Consider the following 22,598-nt stretch of genomic DNA (forward strand, 5'->3'; position numbering starts at 1 on the left):
TGTTGGCGTTCGCGGCCCGAGTTTGGCCAGTCTCCTTGGATTTTGTGCCGTGGCCGCGAGCGCTCAGTGAGTGCGTGCCGTAGTCGCCGGCTTACAACCCATGGAAGCCACCCATCGACGCACGATCCGAGCGCAGTGTCTGCGTCGCCGATCCTGTTGTCATTGCGGTCGACGGAAGTCCCCCCCATGGTGGTCCTTGGTAAACTGGCTCGCTCTTTTAAGTCCCGGATTCTAGAAAATGGCGATGAGCGCCATCCATTGCCTTGCCAGGATTAGGCGAAACGGTGTTCAAGATTCTGCTGCCAGTGACACGTGTTTTCCGTGCTGTCGCGGCGTGTTCGCGGAACGCTCTCACCGCTTCGATCGCGTCGTGGCTTAGCTTAGCCATGGCGGAAGATACGTCGTGGATACCCGCCACCGCTTGAGCATGGCCCACCGACCCAGCGTTGACCGATCCCATGACGATCGAAGTCACCTGGAGCTGCGCTAACATGAAGGCAGCGTGGATTTCGATAACAAGTTGTCGCGTCGCGTCAATGGCTGCAACGGAACTCGTGTCGAACGCATCCCGGTTATCGCTGGACATCTCGGTCAGTCTGGACATGCGCGATCTTTCTTACTGATGCGATCCGGGCCTTTGGTATGAATGCAATCGATACGTCGATGCCCACGACAACGTTTGGCGCGCGAGATGGTTTGAAAAATATCTGAAAGTTGCTCAGCGGTAGAGGTTGTGAACGACGAAGCGGAGACCCGGCTTATGCGTGATCCGGGATCATTTATTGAGGACTGGATGGCTTTCCAACAAAGTGCGATCCTCGTGCGCGGTTGCTTTGTCGCCAGCTTGGATGTCGACGGTGGCGGGAATTTCAAGGACCGCCTTGTTCGGTTGCCAAAATGCCACGACAACCGATGAAATCAGAGGGGCTCGATGCCACGACAACGATCATTCATTGCGGGGCTGTTTGTGTCCGCTAAAACTCGCTGGCGGGAAAAAATGGACCGGAAATGTTTCAACGATCGAATAGGCGGCAAATAGCCCGGACGTTCATCCAAGCGGCGACGACTTGCGCCGCGGCTTTATTGTTAACGGGCGTGGATGCGCGCGCCCAGTCCATCACTCAGGTCGCGCCTTTCTCACTCGTCGCGGCCGAGCTCGACTTGTTGGTGAGCGAGGATACGAGAGCGGCGAAGGTTGACGGTATAGGCTACTTTGTGATCGATGACCGTGGCGCCATGGTGCGCGGGCCCGTCGTTACCGTGAAAGGGTCACCTGCTCCCGCTCGGCAAGCGTTCGAAAGAGATTTTCGTGCCGCTATCTTGAAGGCAGCTCCTTTCGATCCGCGCAAGGAGTTTGTCGGCAAAGTCCTTGTACTGCGCCTATCGACGTGCGGTTCTGGTGCGGACGCCTCTTGTGGCCATCGGCTCAAGTCAACACCACCGAAGCTGGTGCAAAGCTGGCTAGCGCGGCAATAGGAAGGCCTCGGCGGTCCATGGAGCACTATCGCGTCCGTCAGCGCTGCGTCAACGGTACGCGCTGTCATTCGCTACTCCAAGCATCGGCTATTCTGGGTACCGTATCTTGGAAGTCGACGTGCGCGCACCGGGCAGGATATGCTGAGCATTTCCACTCAACCAAGAGCTACCACATCCTCGTCAGGAACCCCGATACGGCATGTCGGCGCGCTCTCATTGAACATGGTCTCTGCCCCACCGTGAACGGAATAGTTTGAGCTTCTCCCAATCACCGTGCCGCCAAAACCGTTTCGTGTTGGCTCCGTCACCCGAGGCCCCCGCTCAATCCAATTGATGACGCGCGATCCAGAGCCCTGCTCCGAGCCGAGTTCAACGGTCACCGTTCCAGTGTCATTCGACAGAGCGCCATATTTCGCGGCGTTCGTGGTGAGCTCGTGGATAATCAGCCCCAACGGAACAGCCGTCCGCGGGAGGATACCGAGGCCCCCCCTTTATCTCGACCGCGTTCGAAAGTTTTCAACAAAGGGCTTCAACTCGGCGACCATCAAGTCGCTCAGCCGGATGAATGTCCAAGAGCGGTCCGCAAGCACATTGTGTGACGCCGCGAGAGCCTGGATGTGACCGGCGAACGCACGCCTGAAGCCGTCGCCCGTGTCCTCTGTCGACGCGGTGCGGTTGGAGATCGAAACGACCAGCGCAAGTCTATTCTTCACACGGTGGCCAAGCTCGCGCATGAGGAGGAACTGCTGCCGTTCGGCTTCCTTGTGACGGGAAAGATCGACCAGCGTCGAGACCGCGCCCTTGGTTTCATTTCCGGCAACCCGAAACGGTGCGGCGCTGACCAGGAGCGGCTGCGAGTTACTCTCGTTCAAGGTGAATGCTTCGACGCCTTGGACGGAATGACCGGAGAGCGCGAGCGAAATGAAATCGTCGCTCTGCATCAATCCGGTGGCAGCCTTGAACTCAAGCTCGAACACGGCGCAAACTTCGAACCGACAGGCTCACGTCGGCATAATGTCAGGGCGGCGGCATTCGCGTGTGACACGAACCGCGCCAGGTCAGTCACGATAACATGCTCCGCCGTGGAGGAAAGTATAGCCATGCCGTGCGCTCCGCTTCCTGGAGCGCTCGTCCTCTATGCGGTCGCCAATATCGTCGAAGGTCACCGCTATCGCATCGGAAATGCTAAGCGTGAGAAGGCCCTCCTCGACAAGCTTTTGGGGAATTTGTTCAAACCGGGCCAAGGGTTTTTGGCCGGAACCTTTATCATTGGTCCCTTGGGTTCCTTACGATCGTGTGGCGGCAAGCTCGCGCTGTTCGTTCGAGCCTCACGAGATTGCTCCAAGGTCCGAACGACATAGTCGAGTTTCGATCTCGCTTTATGACACGGACAGGCGAGCCGCGCGGAAAAGAACCACTAGCCATCCTTGGTTAATTTAGTTTTAGAGCTCGGGAACCCAAGACGCTGTTTACGCGTTCCTTTTCGCATTGTGATAAGGAGTGACTCACCGCATGTCCACAGGCAACAAGGCTCGCCACCGCATGTACGGATTCGTGCGATAATCTTCGCGGCGGGGATCGTGATCGCGGGTGGCTATATCATTTTGGCAAAGCCAGGCGAGAGTACGGACAAGCCAGTCTCCGAGGTCGTCAATCCAAGCAGATAGCGCGTGGGAGCAGTGTCCTGGGAGGATATTTATCACGCGCTCGACAGATGCCCTGGGCCTTGCCGCCGCGCGCAGCTTGGTCCGTGCTGGGCACGAGGTCGTTGTGCACGCCCGATCTCAACCTAGGGCCAACGTCGTTTCCAGCACCTTCCCAGACGGTCATCACGTCCCACTCGATCTAAACCTTGGCGGTTGCGATCGAGAGATGTCAGCGGGCTTTAACGCGCGTGACCACTTGCGCAGCGCGGGAGGCGATCGGCCTTTGTCGATGGTCATTAGCACTCGATCTGGGCGGTGCATTCGAGTGTGACCGAGCATGATCTGGAAAGCAAGGAGATTGCCGGTCTCCTTGTACACCGCGCTGCCTTCGTTTCCTCATCGAGTAGGTGACATAGCGCTTGGTTTTGGCCGGGCGCAATCCAGGCATCCGAGCACGATCGTCTCGAGGCAGTGGAGGCAAGTGGCTTCAAATCAATTCGCCTTGAAGCTCGAATATGAGTCCGGCTTGAGGGTATTGAACTCGCCCTTTGCCACTGAAATAGCTCGGAACAATGCGCGTGAGAAGACGTGATCCGAACCCGTCGCGCTCGGGCGCGGCCACCTTCGGTCCCCCAACTTCTTGCCAAACCAGATGAAGGCGGCCCTGCTCCACTGCCCAAAGTAAACGAACCTGGCCCGTGGGTACCGATAGGCTTCCATACTTGGCGGCGTTCGTAGCCAATTCGTGCACGAGAAGAGCAAGGCCCAGTCCCTGCTGGGGTGATATGGGCGCCAACGGTCCCTCCAACGAAATCCGGCTGTGATTGAGCTCCGCATGGGGTTGCAGGGCTCCCCGCAGGACAACACCGATGTCGGCTCCCGTGTCTGGACCGTGGACGAGGATATCCTGGGCGTTGGCCAGGGCTTGTATCCGTGACCGGATAGCAGTCACTACCTCGTCCGTGGATCCGGCTGATCGAGCACTCTGGCTGACGATAGCCTGGACAACGCTCATGGCGTTCTTGAGGCGGTGCGACATCTCCTGTTGCAGGACGCGCCGGACTTCGTCAGCGGCGAGTTGTTCAGATAGCTTTTCCTGGGTCGTTTCCAGCTCTCTGTTCAGCGTTTCCTGGAGAGACCGTTGCTCGACTTCAGACGTCAAGTCTCGGGCCACGCAATAAAGTAGACCCTGGGAGGGGACAGCATTCCATGACAAGGGACAATACGTTCCGTCACGCTTTAGAAGCCGATTGGTAAAGGAGAGGACCGACGTCCCGCTCGCCAGGCGGTTTATTTCCGAGCTTGTTCTTAGGCGATCTTCGGGGTGCTCCAACCACTCGGAAGTGCGTCCGAGAAGGTCCGAGGGTTCCCAACCAAGTGTTTTTGTCCATGCGGGATTGACGCTCAACCATACACCCTCCGCGTCCGCGACCCCAAGCAGATCGATGCTCAGGCTCCAGATGCGGTCCTGGTCGTCCAGCCCCTTCTCCACTTGGAGCCGGAGCTCGTCATTCGCCTTTTTCAAAGCAGCTTCCGCGATGACCTGGCCCGTCGTTTCCTTCACGACAAGGAAAATGCCTTCGATTTCTCCGGTGTCGCCCCACATGGGACTGTGGCAGTGAGTGAAATATGCCGTCTGGCGTCCGCCGTAACGATCAGGCTGATAGGCGGCGTTCTCGACGTAAAAGGGCTTACCACCCAGCACCTGCTGGAAAATCGGCTCTAGCGCGTCCCACATCTCCGACCACCACTCCTTGGCGGGCCTGCCAAGGTTGCCAGGGTGCTTGTTGCCAAGGCTGGGAGCGTAGGCGTCGTTGTAGAACGTAATCAGCTCTGGCCCCCAGTGGATCATCATCGGGAACTCCGAATTCAAGATCAACCGCACCGCCGTACGCAGACTTAAAGGCCACTTCTCGGGTGTGCCCAAACCCGTGTTCCGCCAGTTGATGGCTCTAAGTGCTGCTCCGCACGCTCCGCCATTTTCCAGGCAACCGAAAATAGTTGAATCCATTTATGAAACACTTGGCTCGACGTCTGATCAATATTTCCGTCGTTTATAGGCCCAAACATCCGTCTTAGTCGATGCCAAGAGTTTGAAGCCATCGTGTCCCATGAGATGGTTTTGTGGCGACGGGTCGCTCAGCGGCAAAACCGATCATGTCGCGGAATATCCGCGTCCGGGGTCTTCTCCACAAGCTCTCGTAGGTCAATTATGTCGTTGGTCATCGATGTATCCTTCGTATCTGGTTGAGTGTCAGCAACCCACCATACCGAAGAATATAGATGACCGCCCGCAAGGCCGCTCACTCGCCACGGCGCACTAAGGGCACGCTCGCGTTCTACCGTCCACCCGCACCACGCCACGGGGTCTGGTCCACATGTAGACAACACGTCGGAAGCCAAGGACTTCGGCCACAGACCCAATCAGCAAAAGAAGTCGAATCAAGCCGCGCTGAGCAGCTCAGCTGGGACCGGCATGCCCATGTGAAACCCTTGAACACGGTCGATATGAAGATCCTTCAGCAACGACAGCTGCGCCGCGGTCTCCACGCCTTCCACTAGGATCGTGTTCCCTCGATTTCGTATGAGGGCAACCATGTCCCGGAGCATGGTCAACCCGCGTGGGGTGGAGCAATCTTGAAGAAACGTTCTATCGACCTTGACTGTCTGGAACTCTATGGCCCTTAACCAAGACAGTCCCGCGAAACCGGATCCAAAGTCATCGAGCCAGATCTCAACGCCAAGCGCCCGCAGATCGGATATGCATTTAAGGACCTCCAGCTGCATATCCATATCCAGGCCCTCGGTCACTTCCAGGGCCAACCGGGACCCGTTCACACCGCAGCTGCTGAGGATGTCGGCGACGCTGGCGGCAAAGCCCGGAGAACGAAGCTGTATCGGAGATACGTTGACACTGACGGTCGCCATCCGGTCCGTCATTAAGATATCCCGGCACGCGGTCTCGATGGCCCACCTTCCAAGCTCCAAGATCGCGCCAGTTCGTTCCGCGACCGGAATGAAGATTTTCGGTGAGACAGCCGTTCCGTCGGGCATCTTAAGGCGCATAAGGGCTTCCACGGCCCTCGCCTTCTCGTGGGTTACATCGAATATTGGCTGGTAGACGAGCGAGACAAGTTTGCGATCGATCGCGGCAGCCAGCAACGGGATGAGCTTACAAGCGCTGTCGTCGGGGCGCGGCAATGCTGGATCAAAATGTCGTATGCAATTTCGTCCGCTGGCCTTTGCACTGTACAAGGCGAGATCGGCCTCACGTACCAACCTTTCGACCTTTTCAACTGACTGCTGGCGCGTGAACGCCACACCGATACTGACTGTAACGATGGATCGATCATCCGGTCGCTCGTCATGAGCGATGGCCAGAAACTCGACCTCCATCTTTATTCTTTCCGCGATGATCATTGCTGTCTTCGAATTATCGATGGGGAGCACCACGATAAATTCCTCGCCGCCGTATCTACCGATCATGCCGCCAGAAGCCTCAACGACAACTTTCAGAGCGTTGGCGATGACTGTAAGGCAGCGGTCTCCTTCCTGGTGACCGTAACGGTCATTGAACCGTTTGAAGAAATCCACATCGATGAGAAAGACCGAAAAATCTCGACCCTCGGTCGTCCACGCTGTCCAACATTCGTCGAGGCGCCTATCCAGCGCTCGCCTGTTGTTTATGCCCGTTAGATAGTCAGTATGTGAAAGCTCAAGCAGGGTCTTTCCACGTTCGGTCGCTTCCCAATGCTGGTGGCGAGCCTCCGCCGCCCTTAGTAGCACCTTCCGTCTCTCCGAATTCAGGCTCCAATTGACGAACGACGTGAAGGCGAAACACGAAATGTAGAACAATCCGAAGGCGATCTTATAGGTCGCGCTCGATGGAAAGAATTCCTCAATCGTGACGAAAAATACACACAGCACGACGCTGGAAGCAGCAACCGAAAGGCGAAATGGGAAGCTAAAGAATAGGTTGGCGCCCATCATGAAGATGGCACCGAATATCATGTAGTACGACATGGCGGCCGCGTCGCTCGTGCCTATCGCGGGTGCGAGCCAGCCGATATAGCCCATCAAGAGCGCCGCGGCGCAGGTGACGTCAAGCCAGAGGGTCCGTGCTTTCGCAAGGCGCAGGATTTCAAAGGTAAGTAGCGCGACCGCGGCGACAGCAGAATCGAGCAACGATGGTCACGGGCGCGACATCAGGGATGAGCAACTGATCTGGCAAGGCGAAAGCAACATACACCGCCACCGCGACCCAAAGACCTCGCCGGGTGCTACGCCGTCGAACAGCATCATTCTCGATCTCAAGAGAATTGCGGGCCTCATCAAATGAAAGTTTTTCGTTTAACGGATCAGATCGAAAATCCGCGTAGGTCGAACTCATGCAAACACCCGCGGTTCATAGCGGGGCAGATCCGGTATAAAGTAAATCATGCCTTGGCGCCCTCCAAAAGCTACTTAGAGCAGCTCGCGACAACTCTTCCGATTACTCCGCTCTTTTAGAGGGTGAAATTTATACCCGCAACAGTAGAATTACCCTTATACCGCGCGGATTCCAGTCGCCTTATTCTCCATGGTTGATTATGATTAACGTATCGCAAATGGGGTCTCGTAATGGCACAGAGCATTTTCCTGGACGGGGAGAGCCTCGTCCTTCCCAACGCAATCCGTCAAGCGGCCATCGGGGTCGAAGCTCCAGATCTCACGGGCCTGTCCTCGGCGGAAGCCGAGCTCGCACTCATTCTCCAACTAGCTATCCAACAGTTCGTATCCGGCGTTGAGCCGTCCATGACTGTCGCGCGACTGGCGCGTTCGCTGCACGACATGCGTCGCGCCCTTCACCCAGCTGTGTGGGATGAGATTGTTCCAATGGCTCAGTCTCATCCCGTCGCGGAGTACCTGCTTCAAGATCCCTTGACGGCTTGGTCGTTCGCGAAACCCCGCGGCTATTCTGGTGATGCGCATCTCCTGGATTTCATCTATGGGAGGCCTGAGGTGCAGGCAGACATCGCATCGGCGAGCAAATTGGGACGAGGGATATATAACCACACCGTCAATGCATCGTCGTCCGTCGCGGTGAGAGAACGTCGGGACATTCTTGCCCGTCGTGTCGACGAGTTTGCTGGGGCCGGAGCTAGCCCGATTGACGTGCTTGCCATCGCGTCGGGGCATCTTCGCGAAGCGTCGCTATCCAAGGCTCTCGCAGCGAAACGTGTCGCGCGGTGGGTCGCCCTGGATCAAGATCCTCTCAGCGTCGGCCTCGTCGCTCGCGACTTCACTCGCACCGTTGTCGAGGCGGTGAACGGCTCAGTGAGATCGTTGCTGGCTGGGAAGTACGCCCTTGGCATGTTCGACTTTGTGTATGCGGCAGGCCTGTATGACTACCTGCCTGATCCTGTCGCAATCAGGCTTGCCAAGAAATGCATCACCATGCTTAAGCCTGGCGGGACATTCTTGTTCGCGAACTTTTCACCCGAGACAGATGTAGACGGGTACATGGAAACATTCATGAACTGGCGACTGCTCTTGCGATCAGAACACGACATGGCTCGCCTGGCGACGGAGTGTGCTCGTGGCGTCGATGTGGATGTGTCGGTTTGGTCCGGCTCGAACCGGAGCGTCGTCTATTGCGAAATCACGAAGAAGCTTGAGGGCCAAGGCCCATACCGGTGACGACGCGGCGGGATCGCGCGGCCGGCGACATGTTGTTCCTCGAAGCCCGCCAGCGTTCAGGCCATGGTGAGCACGGCTGCTCCGTGGACTTGGCCGGCTCGTAGATCCGTCAGCGCTTCATTGGCATTTTCAAGCCGGTAAGGGGTCGAGACAGTGCGGATGTTGGCCTCGCGCGCGACGGCGAAGAACTCTCGGGCGTCCTCTCGGGTAAGATTGGCGATCGATACGACCCGACGCTCGCCCCACAATAGTTTGTATGGCATACGAGGAATGTCGCTCATGTGGATACCGCCGCAGACGACGGTGCCGCCTTTGCGAACCGCGGCAAGTGCTTTTGGCACGAGTTCACCAGCTGGGGCGAAGATGATCGCCGCGTCCAGTTGAACGGGCGGACTTTGATCGGACCAGCCAGCCCATGTGACGCCAAGGTCCAGCGCAAATCGCCTTGCCACTTCGTCTCCCGGCCTGACGAACGCGTAGACCTCTTGCCGGCGGAAGCCGCAAAGTTGAGCGACGATGTGAGCCGCCGCTCCGAACCCATAAAGACCAATTGTTGTTCCGCCGCCGGCCGTCCTCAGCGATCGCCATCCTATCAAACCGGCGCAAAGAAGAGGCGCCGTCGCGACCGGATCGGACTGAATAGGCAGTGTGAACACATAGTTCGCGTCAGCGACGACGTGGGTCGCAAATCCACCGTCGAGTGTATAGCCGGTGAAGCTCGGCGCGTCACAGAGGTTCTCCCGGCCAGCGAGGCAGTGCGAGCAGCGACGGCAAGTGTGCCCGAGCCAGGGTATTCCGACCTTCCAGCCCTCGAGGCTTCTCGATACCCCTGGTCCGACGCCCACAACACGCCCCACGATCTCATGCCCAAGGATAAGTGGCAGCTTTGGATGAGGAAGATCGCCATCGAAAACGTGAAGGTCAGTGCGACAGACGCCGCACGCTTCAATCTCGACCAGAACCTGGCCAGCTATTGGCACAGGGTTGGCCCTCTCGACGAGGCGCAACGGCGAGCCTATTTTTTCCAAGACCATCGCCCTCATTTCGTTCTCTCGGTGCTTGATGGATGATACGCTATTCGTAACGAGATCGGGCGACACCGCCATTGACCTCAATCAATAAGTCTCGCCCGCGATCGACGCCAAGAAGCACGAAGCCACTTGGACGAGGGCCTTGATGACTATTTTGGGAAAAGCGTTGCTCTTGGAACCATGGGAACTGGGGAGAAGTCAAGATCGATCAGGAGGTCAACACTCCCACGACGCGGCTCGATATCGATTGAATCCCATCGTGTCGACGCAGCGACCCAGCGGCCGTTGGGTTGCGTCTTGGTGCCCACCGATATTCTCCCGCGCGTTTACGTGGCGCGTGCGTCGCCTCCGGTTGACAGTCGGGGCCGCACTGCTTCCCGGCGCTGAAATTGTCATCAATACTTCGCGCCCGTTGATCCAGCACATTGCCGCGCGACGCCCCGGAAAGGATGGCCAATTCAAGGACGTCGCGCCGACTTGAAATCGTCCCCCTCGGAGACGCCTCCTTGATTGACTAGCATCAAGGCGGCCGTCGGCTGGGGATCGTATTTTCAGATCCGTCGAGAGGCACCTCTTCGCGCGGGGGTGTTGATCATGGGGCGCGGTCGGGCAGACAAGTGCGATGAAAGAGCCCGCCCATAAGCTTGGACATTGAAAATGGACACTGAAACCGAGCTGGCTCGAAACAGCAAGCCTCGAGACGGACTGTCAGACCGTACTCCAGAGGTGCTCATGGCGGCGACTGACAAGGACCTTGCCTTGATTGCCGGCCTGACGCCAGCCGCCTCTTATAGGTGGATGCATTCAGCATCAACTGGACTATCGATAGACGAAGCAAACGAGCGCCTGCGTCGGTTCGGACCGAACATCGTCAGCCAGGAAAGGCGCGCGACCCTCATCGAGGAAATTTGGGGTCGTCTCAGAAACCCGCTAAACGGGCTATTGCTGACGCTGGCCATCGTCTCCTACTTCCTGGGCGATTTGCGTGCCGCCATGGTGATCGTGGTCATGGTCGCGCTCGCGGTCGCCACGGCTTTCGTCCAAGAGCACAGATCCAATCAAGCCGCGGCCCACCTGCGCGCGATGGTGCATACACGCGCAAGCGTGAGACGCACTCCCTCACGAAACGGCAACTCTTTCGAGGATGTGCCCTTGGAGTCGCTCGTGCCAGGGGACATTGTCCGCTTGTCGGCGGGAGATATGATTCCGCGGACTTACGACTGCTCGAGACGAAGGACTTGTTCGTCAATCAATCAGCCCTCACCGGCGAAGCTATGCCAGCGGAGAAGTTCTCAGACGCCGGATCGGCCGTCCGAGCGGACCCATTCGACATATCCAGTCTCTGGGAGCCAATGTTGTTTCGGGGTATGGCACCGGTGTTATCATTCGAACCGGCGCGGGAACTTTCCTTGGTCAGCTTGCGGAAGATTTGGCCGGCAAACAGGTGCCGACCGCGTTCGATCGAGGCGTGGCGCGGTTCACTTGGATGATGATAAGCTTCATCCTGGTGATGGGGCCGGCAGTCCTCCTTATCGACGGCCTTACCAAGCATGATTGGCTGGAGGCTCTGCTTTTCGCTGTTGCCGTCGCGGTCGGGCTGACCCCCGAAATGCTTCCCATGATCGTCACCGTAAACCTCGCCAAGAGCGCGGTGGCAATGTCGAAGCAGAAGGTCATCATGAAGCGGCTGAACGCCATCCAGAATATTGGGGCGATGGACGTCTTATGCATCGACAAGACCGGTACGCTGACGCAGGACCGGATCATCCTTAAACGGCACCTCGACATTCTTGGCAAGGAATCCGACGACGTTTTGCGATATACCTTCCTCAACAGTCATTTCCAGTCGGGTCTGCGGAACTTGCTGGACGAGGCCGTCCTTAACCATGTTCACCTCTACGGCGAACTTGGAACCGAGGAATACGCCAAGGTCGACGAGATGCCGTTCGACTTCTCGCGGCGCCGAATGTCGGTTGTTGTCAGCCGCCCTGACGGCCGCCATGTGCTAATTTGCAAGGGGGCGGTGGAAGAGATCTTCGCCGTCTGCGCACGGTATGCGCTGGATGGCGAGACCGGGGCCCTGGATCCGAGCCATTTCGAAAGCGCCGACCGAGCTGCTGAACGCGGACGGATTTCGGGTCGTCGCGGTCGCGTTCAAGGAGTTCGACGGGAAGAAGCAGGATTACGGTCTAGCAGACGAAAGCGAACTCACTCTTTTAGGCTACGTCGCGTTTCTCGATCCACCGAAGGAATCGGCGCGCCAGGCCATAGCGGCGCTAAAATCGCGAGGCGTTGCCATCAAGATCCTGACCGGCGACAACGACATCGTCACCCGGAAGGTCTGTTCGGAGGTTCAGATCGAGCCGGGGCGGATTTTACTTGGCAGCGAGATCGTCGTGATAACGCCGCGGCAAACTTGGGAATAAAAGAAGCCGCGATGCGACCGTCCAGGCGTGGTTCCTTCTTCGGCCGGATAGCAATGGGGAAGAGGTAACGTCAATGAAAGCCGCGGCCCAATGGGCGCGCCTTTGGGGCGGCTTCGTGTCGATGCTGGGACCGACCTCGAAAGGGCTCGCGGCTTGAGCTCACTGAGGGGTTTTCCATGCCGCGAGCTACACCCGCGACGCGTCCTCAATCCGCCAGCCGAAAAACCAAGCCTCCGCTCTCAGCCTCCAGCCTTCTACTTCCTTCCGCGAGCAGGCGTTTTCAAGGTGGGGAAGCACAGGATTTTCACACTCGGAAACGCCTAGTACTCTCGCATTGATCCCGCGTTGCTGCCAATCCATCATCGCTTCAACATCACAATTCATCAGATCCTCATGATCATGGCCGACGCCTCTTGGAGCGTTGCAACCCGCCAGACTTCTGCGAGCCCAATCTTGCACGGAGCTTGCGCATGCGTTCAAATCGCTGCGACTGCTCCTACCTTACCACACTCCAAGTCATTACGAATATTTGCGTTTGGGAAGTCATCGGTCGCTGGATCGATCCTTGGATCTGATCGCCTTTCACGGGTCATGCCACGCTTACCTCGGAAGTTGCCTCATGGTGGACTCGCGTTCAATGTCGGCATCTCGATAACAGGAATTACCCGGATGCTGTTCGGGTCGCGCCCTCTCGCGCCACGGACGGCGGCCGACACAACCATCTTGCCAATTCCCCGTAAATCGCAACGTTCAGGCGAAATAAAGCAAGAAAAACAGGATCTTGCTAACATTCACCTTAATCGCCTGATAACATCCAACTGTTACTCCTCTCTCAGGAGGCGATGAGGCCTATCATCTTGGCATGAAGCCGCGCACCGCCGGTGGAGTCCATTCTCTTGATAAAGTATAACCGCGCCCAATTTGAGCTTCTCATTTGGTCTGGGCTATTTCTTGTTGTTTTCGGGTTGGCCCTGCGTTTCAACGGTCATGAAGCGCTTGACCATTTCTTTCAATCTCATGAGCAATACGATCTCGATGAAGTCTTCACGGCCATTAGCATAGCCGGCGCGCTTGGCCTTGTTTACTCCCTGATTAGAATGAAGGACCTGGCGCGTGAGATCGAGCGGCGGATCGCGGCGGAGAAGAACGTCGACTGGATTGCCTGCCACGACCCGCTGACCAATCTACCAAATCGACGGATGTTCGGCGCTCTTTCCGCGCGTCCCGCGCCTGGTGCCGTCATAGATCAATACGCGGTATTCAGTATCGATCTTGATGGCTTCAAGAAGATCAATGATCTTCTTGGACATGCCCATGGCGATGAGGCATTAAAGATTGTTGCTGAACGGTTATCCGCCATCTTCCCGGGTAATGACGTCTATCGAGTGGGAGGGGACGAATTCGCTGTTGTCATCAAGATTCAGGGAGATCAGGATCTCGTGGCCGTCGCGCGACATATCGTCGAGATCGTCAGCAAGCCCATCGTTACCAACGGAGCGACAGTGGACATGGGCGCCAGCGTTGGGCTCGCGCTCTATCCCGAGGACAGCGATGAATTCAAGACCGCCCTGCAATATGCGGACTGCGCCATGTATGCCGCCAAGAAAGCCGGCCGAAACAACGTGAGGACGTTCGCATCATCCATGCAGCAGGACTTGGTTGCGCGTGTACAGATGGAGGCCGCGCTAAAGAAAGCGCTTAACGATGGACGGATTCGCCCCCATTACCAGCCGCTCGTTGACTTGAAGACGCAGGAGATCGTCGGCTTCGAAGCGCTCGCCAGATGGGAGACGGAATCGGGCGCGTTCGTTTCTCCCAGTGACTTCATACCCGTTGCCGAGGAAGCCGGCCTCATTATCCCGATCACCGACTACCTGTTCGAGACGGCATGTCGCGATGCCCTATCATGGCCGTCGCACATCACACTTTCATTCAACATTTCGCCCGTGCAATTGAGTGACCGGCTACTCGGCCTGCGTTTGTTGGATGTCATGAGAGAGGTCGGCCTTTCTCCCCATCGCGTCGAACTTGAAGTGACGGAGAGCGCGCTGATCCAGGATACGGAAACGGCGCGCGAGGTCCTCAGCGGCCTGACAGCCGCCGGGATCAAAATCGCCCTGGACGACTTTGGTACCGGGTTCTCGAGTCTTTCGCAGCTGTCCAACTACCAGTTTGATAAAATCAAGATCGACAAGAGTTTCGTGGCGACGTTCGAAACCAACGAGAAGCAAGAGAAGCTCGTCCGTGCGATCATTTCGCTGGGAACTGGCCTGAGCGTCAAGATTACGGCGGAAGGCATCGAAAAGCAGACGCAACTCCAAAGACTTCGGGAGCTAGGCTGCGATATTGGTCAAGGTTATCTTTTCGGCAGGCCCGCACCGATCGATCAGGTGACCGAGATTATCCGGCGGCGCCCCGCCGCGTCAGCATTTTCCCGGACAGAACCGGATGATGCGCCACGACACGGCGGACTGAATCAGGTGGCGCCTTGGTGGCAACCGGCACAAGCATCGGTTCCGTTCCTGGCCAAGCAAGGATAACGCGAGAGTGAGCATCAATCGGACACATATTGGGAGAAACGTGTATCGCACCTAGCGGAAGCCAGTGCCCCGGTGTGGTCGAGACTAGACGGAGAGCGTTCGGAGGCGTGCAGATCCAACCTTCGTTCCAATGTCGGTCGCGTCTCCAGCCAGACAGGTTGATGCCGTAGCCGTCGAGGCGGACGTGAGCGATCACGCGCAGGTCCAGCGGATCCGCGAGGTGGCAGCAACGACATTTGGGCGGGTCGACGTTTGAGTAGACAACGTCGGCGTGGGAGCCAACGGATACTCTTGGGATATCCCGGTGGAGGATCACGCCCGCCTCATCGACATTATCTCAAGGGGCTGGTCCCTCATACGGCCCTGGAGGGGAAGTGACAAGTCAGCTGGAAGCACGGTGTCGGGCCAATTAAGATTGATACGGCCCTCGCCCGTTGCATGCGCGCGCTACGACGCCCCTAGGACGGCCTCCACGGTCGTCGATTTCTCCTCCCCGGAAAGGATGAGATCATGGGTTTCGGCAAGAGCGGTCAATCTTTGAGCAAAGGTCGTGTAGCTCCCGGGATCGGACTTTCTAAAGGACTGGTGCGCGATTGCCTGGACGAGCGCGAAGCCATTCTTCACACGGTGGGCCAGCTCGTGCATGAGGAGGGAGCGTTCCTCCTTGATCCGTTCAGCTTGGAGGCGCCAGGCTTCGAGTCCGTCCAGGAGGCCGTCCAATGTCGCGCCAACGGCGTGCAGTTCGTCGTCGGTGCCATCCTTGTTCGCGCCCTCGTCTTGCCGTCGCGCCAGTTCCGCATGACGGCCGCGATATGGAAGATCGGGATTAAACTCGACATCGCCACCACGGGCGCGAGAGCCGCGACCGCCACCGTCACGAGTTTTCGTCTCACGAGAACTCCCCTCGCGTGGAAAATGGATAGCACGCGATCTTAGTAGAAGCCATCGCATCGATTGCCCGGTGGGTTTCGCACCTGGTCGAGCGGTGGCGCTTTTGAAACATTGACTGGTACGCTTCTTGCTTCGGACGTGCGTATCAGCACTTGCCGGGGAGAAGTGTCATGGAATGCTACAGATCACGGACGTTTTTAACTTTAATCCTAGTCGTGCACCAACGAACGATCAGGATAAGGACTTTGCCCGACGCCGCGAACGCACTGCTCACCCACTGGGACGAACATGACGGTGAGGAATATGTGATCGCCGTGAAGGAATGCCTTGATGCGATAAGCGGAGAAAGCACCACTGAGCATGCCAGGGCCGCGTTCATCCGAGCGGCGGAAGAGGCTGGCATGGGGGTCATCACGCTCGTTTCACCCATACATACGTCGACGCGAGACGAAAGGACCGCGGCATGATCCGTATGTCCCCGTGGACGACAATTAGCGAGCGCAACGCCCGGGGGACCTCGATCAGGCAAGTCGATCAAGTTTCTTTAATTCAGACGCAACCTTTACGCACGCCTCCGTCCATCACGCGCCCGATACGAGCGAAAGCAGCGAGACCATCATCGTTGAGCATCGCATCGAGCAGCTGTTTGACGGCCCAGATGTCGCGGATGCCATTGCCAGGTTCGAGCCGTCAACCGCCAACTTTAACGGTAAGGTGGATGTTTCGGTCTCCTCCGCGAGGGACATCCTGTTTCCCGGCAACGATAACACGAGCGACCCGTCATCCCATGCGACACCTTTAACATAGCCTTATCGGTGCGGAGGGTCTCAAGGGACCAACAGCACGGCCCGTCGCTTTCCAATTTCCCTTGGTGCTCGAACGCGGGGAGCGCTTGGTTCGCGAAAGTTGGGTGTGAGCCCCCGAGGGCCAGGAGCCTCACGGAGAACTGCTGGAAACAGGCACGAACACGCGAGCGGGCGACGGATGTTCCGGCGTCATTATCAGAACTCCGCATATAGCGGCGATGGCCATGAGAATAACGACGAGCGGGAAACCAGTTCCCGAGCACTTCTCTTCTTGATGGATCATGGACGTTCCTCCAGCGCCCCCGGCGGCGCATGACGCCGCCGGGTCCGCGTGCTAGGCCTCGATGATGTAGACGATCGTCAGCGCGTCTGGATCGACGATCACGATCCGACCATCCGCAAGGAGGAAGAAGCGGTAACCTTCGTACGCCGGTACGATCTTCACGATCCGCGGCGGCAACCGTTCAAGGTGAACCCTCTTGGGAATCGCGGTGCCAACGGACACCGAGAAGTCGACTTCCTTAACCGGGGCGACGTGGACTTCCTGGATGACCTGTCGGATCTCAGTTCGCTGTTGGACCGTTACATTGACGTTGGCTTTGGTGTTGGTCGCCGAGTTGCTGGTCGTCGTGTTGTTGACCTTCGTCTCGGAAGAGTTCTTGTTAGTCGACGAATTCTCATCGGCGGATTGCTTCGAGGGGTTGTTCTGGACGCTCGTGCCGGAAGTGTCGGAGCCCTGGGCTGCACCGTTCCTCGACCCCGCGGCCGTATCGCCACCGCTCGACTCGGACTTCTGCTCCGTTGTCGTGCCACCGGAGGCATCCCGCGGCTCAGGCTTCTTCTTCATGTCGGCGGGTAGTTTTCCGGACCCGCTTCCCTCACCCGTCTGCTGGCTGGCGCTCTCTTGCGCATCACCCTCCTCGCCGCTCGCGGGCGGAGTTGCCGCCTTCGAGCGCGGACATCCGGACGCGCCAGGCGAGCAGTCGGTGACGGGTGCATTGGAACCAGACGCCGATTGATCGGATTGGGGCGCCGAGCCAGCGCCCGTTGAACTTGATCCAGACTGCGCCGCGGTTTGAGCGTCAGACTGTGTTTTCGTGGCGGTCTGGGCCGTCGCCGGGGCGACCGCGAGCGGCGCGACGCTTAGCGAGAGCGTGGCGATGACGGTTGTGAGATGCAAGTGCTTCATGATATCCTCCAAATACTGAAACGAAGGCGGCCCGCGTCAAAATTTCGCGACGCGGCCCGCGTTGAGTGATGGACGGCCGGCGCCGCCTATAACATCACGACTTGAAGCCGCTACTGGATGACCTGGATGACCTTGCGGGTGGAAGGCTCGACGATAACGCGCTCGTCGTTGACGATTGCGTAGGCGTAGCCAGTTTCATCGGGGATCGGGGTCACGACGACCGTTTCGGGAAGGGCCTGGCCCACGACGATCTTTTCCTTGACGACCACACGTTCCTTGGGAGCCGGCGCCTTTTGAACAAAAGTTATGACCTTTTCCGACGGCATGGCCGATTGCGCCAATGCCGCGCTCGAGGTGATTAGCACGGCGGCCGCGATTGCTGCTGCTCTGAAGTTCATGAACTTTCCTCCTTGCCAGCGGACCATTCCGCTGGGAGGCCAAACCCTCATCAGGAGCCCGCGTTCCACGCCTGGGACCTCAGTCCGGGGTCCGCCGGACCTTGGTCCGACGCGGCCTAAACCGTCGTGTTATCGCGCGGGAACGCGGTTCAACATCCGGTCGTGCACGTTCTCGAAACCCACGATCATGGCGGCGATCGATATAGCCTTGTCGCGATGTTGAGCGTTAGAGATGAAGCCCTCCAGAACCGCTACGGGACCGATCATGTTGATCGTGATCGCGCTCCCGTCGAACATGGGGTCCGCCGCGAGCGCGGCCTGAATGGTCGCGATTGTTGACGCCGAGCTATGACCCTGTGAACAGCAGTCTTCGTGACTGAAGCTATCTGAACCGAATTTCATGGCGACACTCCTTCAAGCTCTTCTTTTGAAAAGCCACGGGTTGATACCTCGTAAGCGCGCCGGAAGCTCTTCTGTTCCACGGCTGGGACTTAGGTCCATACGGGCGAACCATGACGCCGCCTTTCGTTTGGTCGGGCCCCCGGATGTGTACCATTGATTTTAGAGGGAGCGGCCAGGCCGCATGATAACTTGCAAGAATTCACTCCAGCCATGTTGGCGATGGACGCAAGGTAGACGATCCCTAGTAACGCAATCCAAGACATGGCCGAGGCAGTGTTGGTTCAATCGCCGCCATTCGCGTTTGTCTAGGCCCTGTGTGACGACCAGACGCCGCGCGAGGCACGATAGGGCCCCCTATCCGCGCCGCGGAGGATGACGCTGCCAATGATCAATCGCGCTAATCTCCTGGCACCAATGAGCGCCGTCTGCCGTCAGGTCACACCGCAAGGGCGCGCTCTCGCGATGCCATCCAGGCAAGCATCTAGGACCTTGGTCCCAGGAGCTGAACAAAACAGGGTTTCGGGTATTTCCATCCCATCACAAAGGAGGAAAGTCATGTCGTTTGAACCGGAATTCCTTGCCCACGAGCAGCTGACCACGGTAAAGACCGCGATGTCCGCTGAGCTGGGCGGTGACAGCGGGTTTATCTCGGTCAGCATGATCGGCAGGAGAATTCTGCTGGAGGGTATGTCACTGATTACGGCGATCGCGAAAAGGCGATCACCATCGCGTCCATGATTGCTGGTCCTGAAAACATACAGGATAGGCTGCGTGACGTTGAGGAAATGGCATTCGCGTCGCTGGTCCTGGAACTCTCTCTCCCGGAGGTCACGGCTCATTGAAGCGGACCAGTCCCCCTGGTGTGAAGAAATGCCGGTACAGCCAAACACCTGGTGGACGACGAGATTCGCGGGGGGCGGGCTTCGTGGTAGGCGTTCTGCGATCTCACGACCGTCATCGCCCTTCGCTTGCGAGGCAGTTGTCTTTTTGGTTCCACCTCGCGATGGGGCCGCGGGAGTGTCCCGCCGCGAAATCATGGCGGACCGGACACGCGAATACGCGCCGAAGCCAGCCGTTTCGCGACAGCGAATGGAAATAGGCAACGGCATGGGAGCCGACCCTCACGAGCTGACCAAGCTCGGCTGACGCCAGGTCAATCCGCGCTCCATGTTCAATGGCGACTGTCTAGAATGGTCCAGGCTTGCGGCGGCGTTTACCGCTCACCAGGCGGCCTGGAACATATTTCGCGGCGGCAGGTTTTTATCCGACGAGCTGGTCTCCAGTGTACCTTGGCAAGTGGAGGGCACGAGGTCCCTCAACGCCGATTGGCCCTCCGTTCTACTCTTCCATGAAGACCAAACGCCTGGGTTCCGGTCCTCAGGGATCTGGTTATTCTCTTGTGGTGAGCAGCGGAGAAGCGCGTCCCCTCCTCCCTGGTCCACAGATAGCGCTCAGTCTTGGAGGGTGTGACAGACAGGACACGAACATCTGCTGAACGGAACGGGGCCCTGCCCGAAAGGGGTAAGCCCAACTGACTTACGCCTCTGTAGCGTGGTTGCCGCTGGATCGGCTTTTCGTTTACGTGGCGTTGACATGAACGCCGGCCCAGCAAATGCCCGCCGTGAGCATGAAGCTCATGGCGGGCGATCATTTGAGGGCATGATCGGCTATGACTTGGATGCCAGGCCACAACATTTGAAGACATGGCGTGGCGGTAATCATGGTTCGCGCGGACGGAAGTGTTTCACTTCAGACGGTCCCGACTCGGGGTTACGCAGGTTTTTTTCGTGGCACACTCCGGCTTTATTTTCCAGGACCATGGAACCTACGTCGTCCTGCCGCGTTAAAGTCGCACTCTAGATCAGCGCCATTGCCCCGCCATCGCGCGGGGCTCCTTTTTTCCCACACCTGGAACGGGGCCTCCCGAGACTCAACCGCACGGGGTGGAGGAGCCTTTGCTCGATCATCAGGGAACAAGTGCGGAGCATCATCGAAAGGGCAAGCGGACAGGCCGGTGTCGTGACTACGTGGTTGCCGCCGCCGCCGTCGCGATCTTGATGATCTGTCGTGGATGGCTGATTGGCTAGGTTCCATCCGACTAAACCCCCTCATCCATTTTCGCTCGAGGACAGGGGCCAAGTAGCGGACGCAATGCTTGGCCGAACCGTACTCGATGGCGTCGGGTGAAAGCGACGTTGCCTCCCGACCGTCGACACGTGCCGATAAGGGCGCTATCGGCGAACGGCGAGCCCCGCCAGCTTTAACCGACGTGGAAACGCGCGAGGTTCCGCACGGAAAGCTTCAAACAGAGTACAGCCGGACCACGCGATCGGCCCCGCCGCTTGAGCGTGTATTTCCTCGGATCAACCCAGAGGCAGAGGCCATTGACAAGTCAGCGATCGTATCGTTCGAGAAGTAGGCGCATATGAGTGTTCTGTGCATGCAGCTTTTCCGCCAAACGCTCCCGAAGCGCGTTTATTTCCGTATCGAGCGCGATGGCTTGATCAACAACGGCGACTTCATCGGAACGGCTGGCGTCATGGGAAACCGAAGCGACCTTGTTGGGTTTTTTTCCTGAATGGGCTGTCCGCTTCTCGGGCGCCTTGTTGTCCAAGTGGCCGGCGGCGCGCGAAGGGTTCGGCGCGATTGGCGTCGACGAGGCCTTGACCTCGACAGGGCGAGGCATCGGCTCTTCTTCGTGCTTGGACGAGACTTCGGTTTGCAAAGGCCGGATGCGGGGGCCCTCGTCCGTCGCGTGCCGCTCCTCCAATGGCGCTTGTGGTTCTTCCGCCGCGATATTGACACGGATCGAAACCGTGTTGGTATCGGCGCTTCTCGGGTCGGTCAGATTCGTCCGAGGCTTACTCTCACGGGGCTGTGCCTTCTCAGGTGCCTGAGCACCATTGTCCTCGGCTTTGTCGGGATGCCCGGGGGATCCGTCCGCCTTGCCGCGCGAGGCAAAGCCTTTCAATACCTGCCATGGCGATCGCATGGATAATACTCCCCGACTCGTTATCGTCGGGGTCATTGTACTAATCCAACGACCGGACTTGCAATGCAAGCCCGGTCTTTAGATGTGGGTGAACTGATTGTTGAACCCAGGGTGCTTGCTATCAGGACATACCGAGCTTTTTACGAAGATCGGCGTTCTCGGCGCGCAGTTTGTCCGACAGGGACTTACGCAGCTTTTGGTTTTCTTCCTCCAGCTTCAGCAGTTCCGAAAAGCCATCGGTGTTGGAGGTCGCGGCCGCCGTTCCGCGCGGCGCGCGCTTGGCCGGCTGGTTCTTCGCGACTGGGGTTGCCTTTTTCGCGGAAGCCGGCGTCTTGACCGCCGGCGCGGCAACAACCGTCTCGCTCGCGGGAGCACTGCTCTTGCGGGGCGCGCGGGTCTTTTTGACTGGGGCGCTCACCGACGAGCCAGAGACCGCTTCCGGTGCGGACTTTGGTTTGCGGGGCGCGCGGGTCTTCTTTTCCTTGGCCTTGGCGGGTGCATCTACGGATGCAATCTCGGCCGCGGGAGCAATGTTGGTTTCGTCAGCCATCGTATCAATCCTTGAGAACTATATAACCATTCGCGACAGTACTTAGTCTGGGACAGTATACACCCCATGTGGTTTACAACTTGTTGACAATGATTCGCTGAACGCGCCCACGCATGTCGCCATGCGGATTGATCCAAACGACATCCAGACTTGGTCGAGCGACCCGTGGACCGGCAACCGACCTCCTCGATGGACCCTCAGGTCCACGGAAGGTGTCGGCGGCTCTTCCTCATGGCTTGAGCGCGGGTTGATTTCAGGTGCGCATGATGTATCGATGTAGCTGCATCTCGCGCTACGGTTCAACTGGGTGAAACTATAGGGTAATATGATGCCAACAGGCACGGTTAAGTTCTTCAACGATGAGAAGGGCTTCGGCTTCATCACGCCCGACAATGGCGGCGCGGACGTTTTTGTCCATGTTTCCGCGCTTGTTCGCGGAGGCTCACTCGGCCAAGGCGAGAAGGTCGAATACGAAGACGGTCAGGATCGAAAGACCGGAAAATCGAAAGCGGAACGCGTTTCCGTTATCTAGGACTGGGGGTTGGCGCGAAAACCATTCTACAATCACCGGC

Annotated in this window: 16 protein-coding genes and 3 pseudogenes; 9 read left to right on the forward strand and 10 right to left on the reverse strand. The window is 58.1% G+C overall.

The window, feature by feature from the left end; translation table 11 throughout:
• Window positions 1–217 precede the first annotated feature (217 nt).
• The 4 genes and pseudogenes from P3R82_RS11140 to P3R82_RS11155 form a co-directional block, all read right to left on the reverse strand.
• Window positions 218–604: a hypothetical protein gene (locus P3R82_RS11140; RefSeq protein ID WP_283193868.1), complete on the reverse strand. Its 387-nt coding sequence runs from the start codon at window positions 602–604 to the stop codon at window positions 218–220.
• Between the two features lie 1,363 nt (window positions 605–1,967).
• Window positions 1,968–2,453, reverse strand: a complete 486-nt coding sequence (locus P3R82_RS11145) for an HWE histidine kinase domain-containing protein (RefSeq protein ID WP_111563757.1) — start codon at window positions 2,451–2,453, stop codon at window positions 1,968–1,970.
• 1,156 nt (window positions 2,454–3,609) lie between these two features.
• Window positions 3,610–4,977 carry an HWE histidine kinase domain-containing protein gene (locus P3R82_RS11150; protein WP_283193869.1) on the reverse strand — a complete coding sequence of 456 codons (1,368 nt, stop codon included), beginning with the start codon at window positions 4,975–4,977 and terminating at the stop codon, window positions 3,610–3,612.
• Between the two features lie 587 nt (window positions 4,978–5,564).
• Window positions 5,565–7,512 (reverse strand): annotated as a pseudogene (locus P3R82_RS11155) (bifunctional diguanylate cyclase/phosphodiesterase).
• A 230-nt stretch (window positions 7,513–7,742) separates the two neighbouring features.
• On the opposite strand from P3R82_RS11155, the gene P3R82_RS11160 reads away from it, so the two are divergent.
• On the forward strand, window positions 7,743–8,801 hold the full coding sequence (locus P3R82_RS11160) for a class I SAM-dependent methyltransferase (RefSeq protein ID WP_283193870.1): 1,059 nt from the start codon (window positions 7,743–7,745) through the stop codon (window positions 8,799–8,801).
• Window positions 8,802–8,857: 56 nt separating this feature from the next.
• Here the strand turns inward: P3R82_RS11160 and P3R82_RS11165 are convergent, their stop codons facing one another.
• Window positions 8,858–9,844: a zinc-dependent alcohol dehydrogenase family protein gene (locus tag P3R82_RS11165; protein WP_283193932.1), complete on the reverse strand. Its 987-nt coding sequence runs from the start codon at window positions 9,842–9,844 to the stop codon at window positions 8,858–8,860.
• 786 nt (window positions 9,845–10,630) lie between these two features.
• Between P3R82_RS11165 and P3R82_RS11170 the strand changes: the two are divergent.
• From P3R82_RS11170 to P3R82_RS11195, 6 genes and pseudogenes are all read left to right on the forward strand, one after another.
• A pseudogene (locus P3R82_RS11170) lies at window positions 10,631–10,738 on the forward strand (cation-transporting P-type ATPase); the annotation flags it as partial.
• Window positions 10,739–11,216: 478 nt separating this feature from the next.
• A pseudogene (locus tag P3R82_RS11175) lies at window positions 11,217–11,825 on the forward strand (HAD-IC family P-type ATPase); the annotation flags it as partial.
• Window positions 11,826–11,895: 70 nt separating this feature from the next.
• Complete coding sequence (locus tag P3R82_RS11180) at window positions 11,896–12,258, forward strand: HAD family hydrolase (protein ID WP_283193933.1); 363 nt, start codon at window positions 11,896–11,898, stop codon at window positions 12,256–12,258.
• 890 nt (window positions 12,259–13,148) lie between these two features.
• Window positions 13,149–14,798 carry an EAL domain-containing protein gene (locus tag P3R82_RS11185; protein WP_283193934.1) on the forward strand — a complete coding sequence of 550 codons (1,650 nt, stop codon included), beginning with the start codon at window positions 13,149–13,151 and terminating at the stop codon, window positions 14,796–14,798.
• Window positions 14,799–15,308: 510 nt separating this feature from the next.
• On the forward strand, window positions 15,309–15,734 hold the full coding sequence (locus P3R82_RS11190; RefSeq protein WP_283193871.1) for a hypothetical protein: 426 nt from the start codon (window positions 15,309–15,311) through the stop codon (window positions 15,732–15,734).
• 125 nt (window positions 15,735–15,859) lie between these two features.
• Window positions 15,860–16,156: a DUF982 domain-containing protein gene (locus tag P3R82_RS11195; RefSeq protein WP_111563778.1), complete on the forward strand. Its 297-nt coding sequence runs from the start codon at window positions 15,860–15,862 to the stop codon at window positions 16,154–16,156.
• A gap of 673 nt (window positions 16,157–16,829) precedes the next feature.
• On the opposite strand, the gene P3R82_RS11200 is transcribed toward P3R82_RS11195, so the two are convergent.
• The 3 genes from P3R82_RS11200 to P3R82_RS11210 form a co-directional block, all read right to left on the reverse strand.
• Complete coding sequence (locus tag P3R82_RS11200) at window positions 16,830–17,684, reverse strand: DUF1236 domain-containing protein (RefSeq protein WP_283193872.1); 855 nt, start codon at window positions 17,682–17,684, stop codon at window positions 16,830–16,832.
• A gap of 110 nt (window positions 17,685–17,794) precedes the next feature.
• Window positions 17,795–18,082 (reverse strand): DUF1236 domain-containing protein, encoded by a 288-nt coding sequence (locus tag P3R82_RS11205; protein WP_113177996.1) that lies wholly within the window; start codon window positions 18,080–18,082, stop codon window positions 17,795–17,797.
• A 129-nt stretch (window positions 18,083–18,211) separates the two neighbouring features.
• Window positions 18,212–18,484 carry a BON domain-containing protein gene (locus P3R82_RS11210; RefSeq protein WP_111563781.1) on the reverse strand — a complete coding sequence of 91 codons (273 nt, stop codon included), beginning with the start codon at window positions 18,482–18,484 and terminating at the stop codon, window positions 18,212–18,214.
• 555 nt (window positions 18,485–19,039) lie between these two features.
• Here P3R82_RS11210 and P3R82_RS11215 point away from each other — a divergent pair.
• Complete coding sequence (locus P3R82_RS11215) at window positions 19,040–19,222, forward strand: hypothetical protein (protein WP_283193873.1); 183 nt, start codon at window positions 19,040–19,042, stop codon at window positions 19,220–19,222.
• 1,654 nt (window positions 19,223–20,876) lie between these two features.
• Here the strand turns inward: P3R82_RS11215 and P3R82_RS11220 are convergent.
• Together P3R82_RS11220 and P3R82_RS11225 are read right to left on the reverse strand one after the other, a co-directional pair.
• On the reverse strand, window positions 20,877–21,476 hold the full coding sequence (locus P3R82_RS11220; protein WP_111563783.1) for a hypothetical protein: 600 nt from the start codon (window positions 21,474–21,476) through the stop codon (window positions 20,877–20,879).
• 121 nt (window positions 21,477–21,597) lie between these two features.
• Complete coding sequence (locus tag P3R82_RS11225) at window positions 21,598–22,026, reverse strand: hypothetical protein (protein ID WP_112436723.1); 429 nt, start codon at window positions 22,024–22,026, stop codon at window positions 21,598–21,600.
• A gap of 328 nt (window positions 22,027–22,354) precedes the next feature.
• On the opposite strand from P3R82_RS11225, the gene P3R82_RS11230 reads away from it, so the two are divergent.
• A complete protein-coding gene (locus P3R82_RS11230; protein ID WP_112436842.1) occupies window positions 22,355–22,558 on the forward strand; it encodes a cold-shock protein in 204 nt (67 codons plus the stop codon).
• The last annotated feature ends 40 nt before the right edge of the window (window positions 22,559–22,598 follow it).

The sequence above is a fragment of the Rhizobium sp. AN80A genome, from assembly GCF_030053015.1.
Classification (GTDB): Bacteria; Pseudomonadota; Alphaproteobacteria; order Rhizobiales; family Rhizobiaceae; genus Rhizobium; species Rhizobium metallidurans.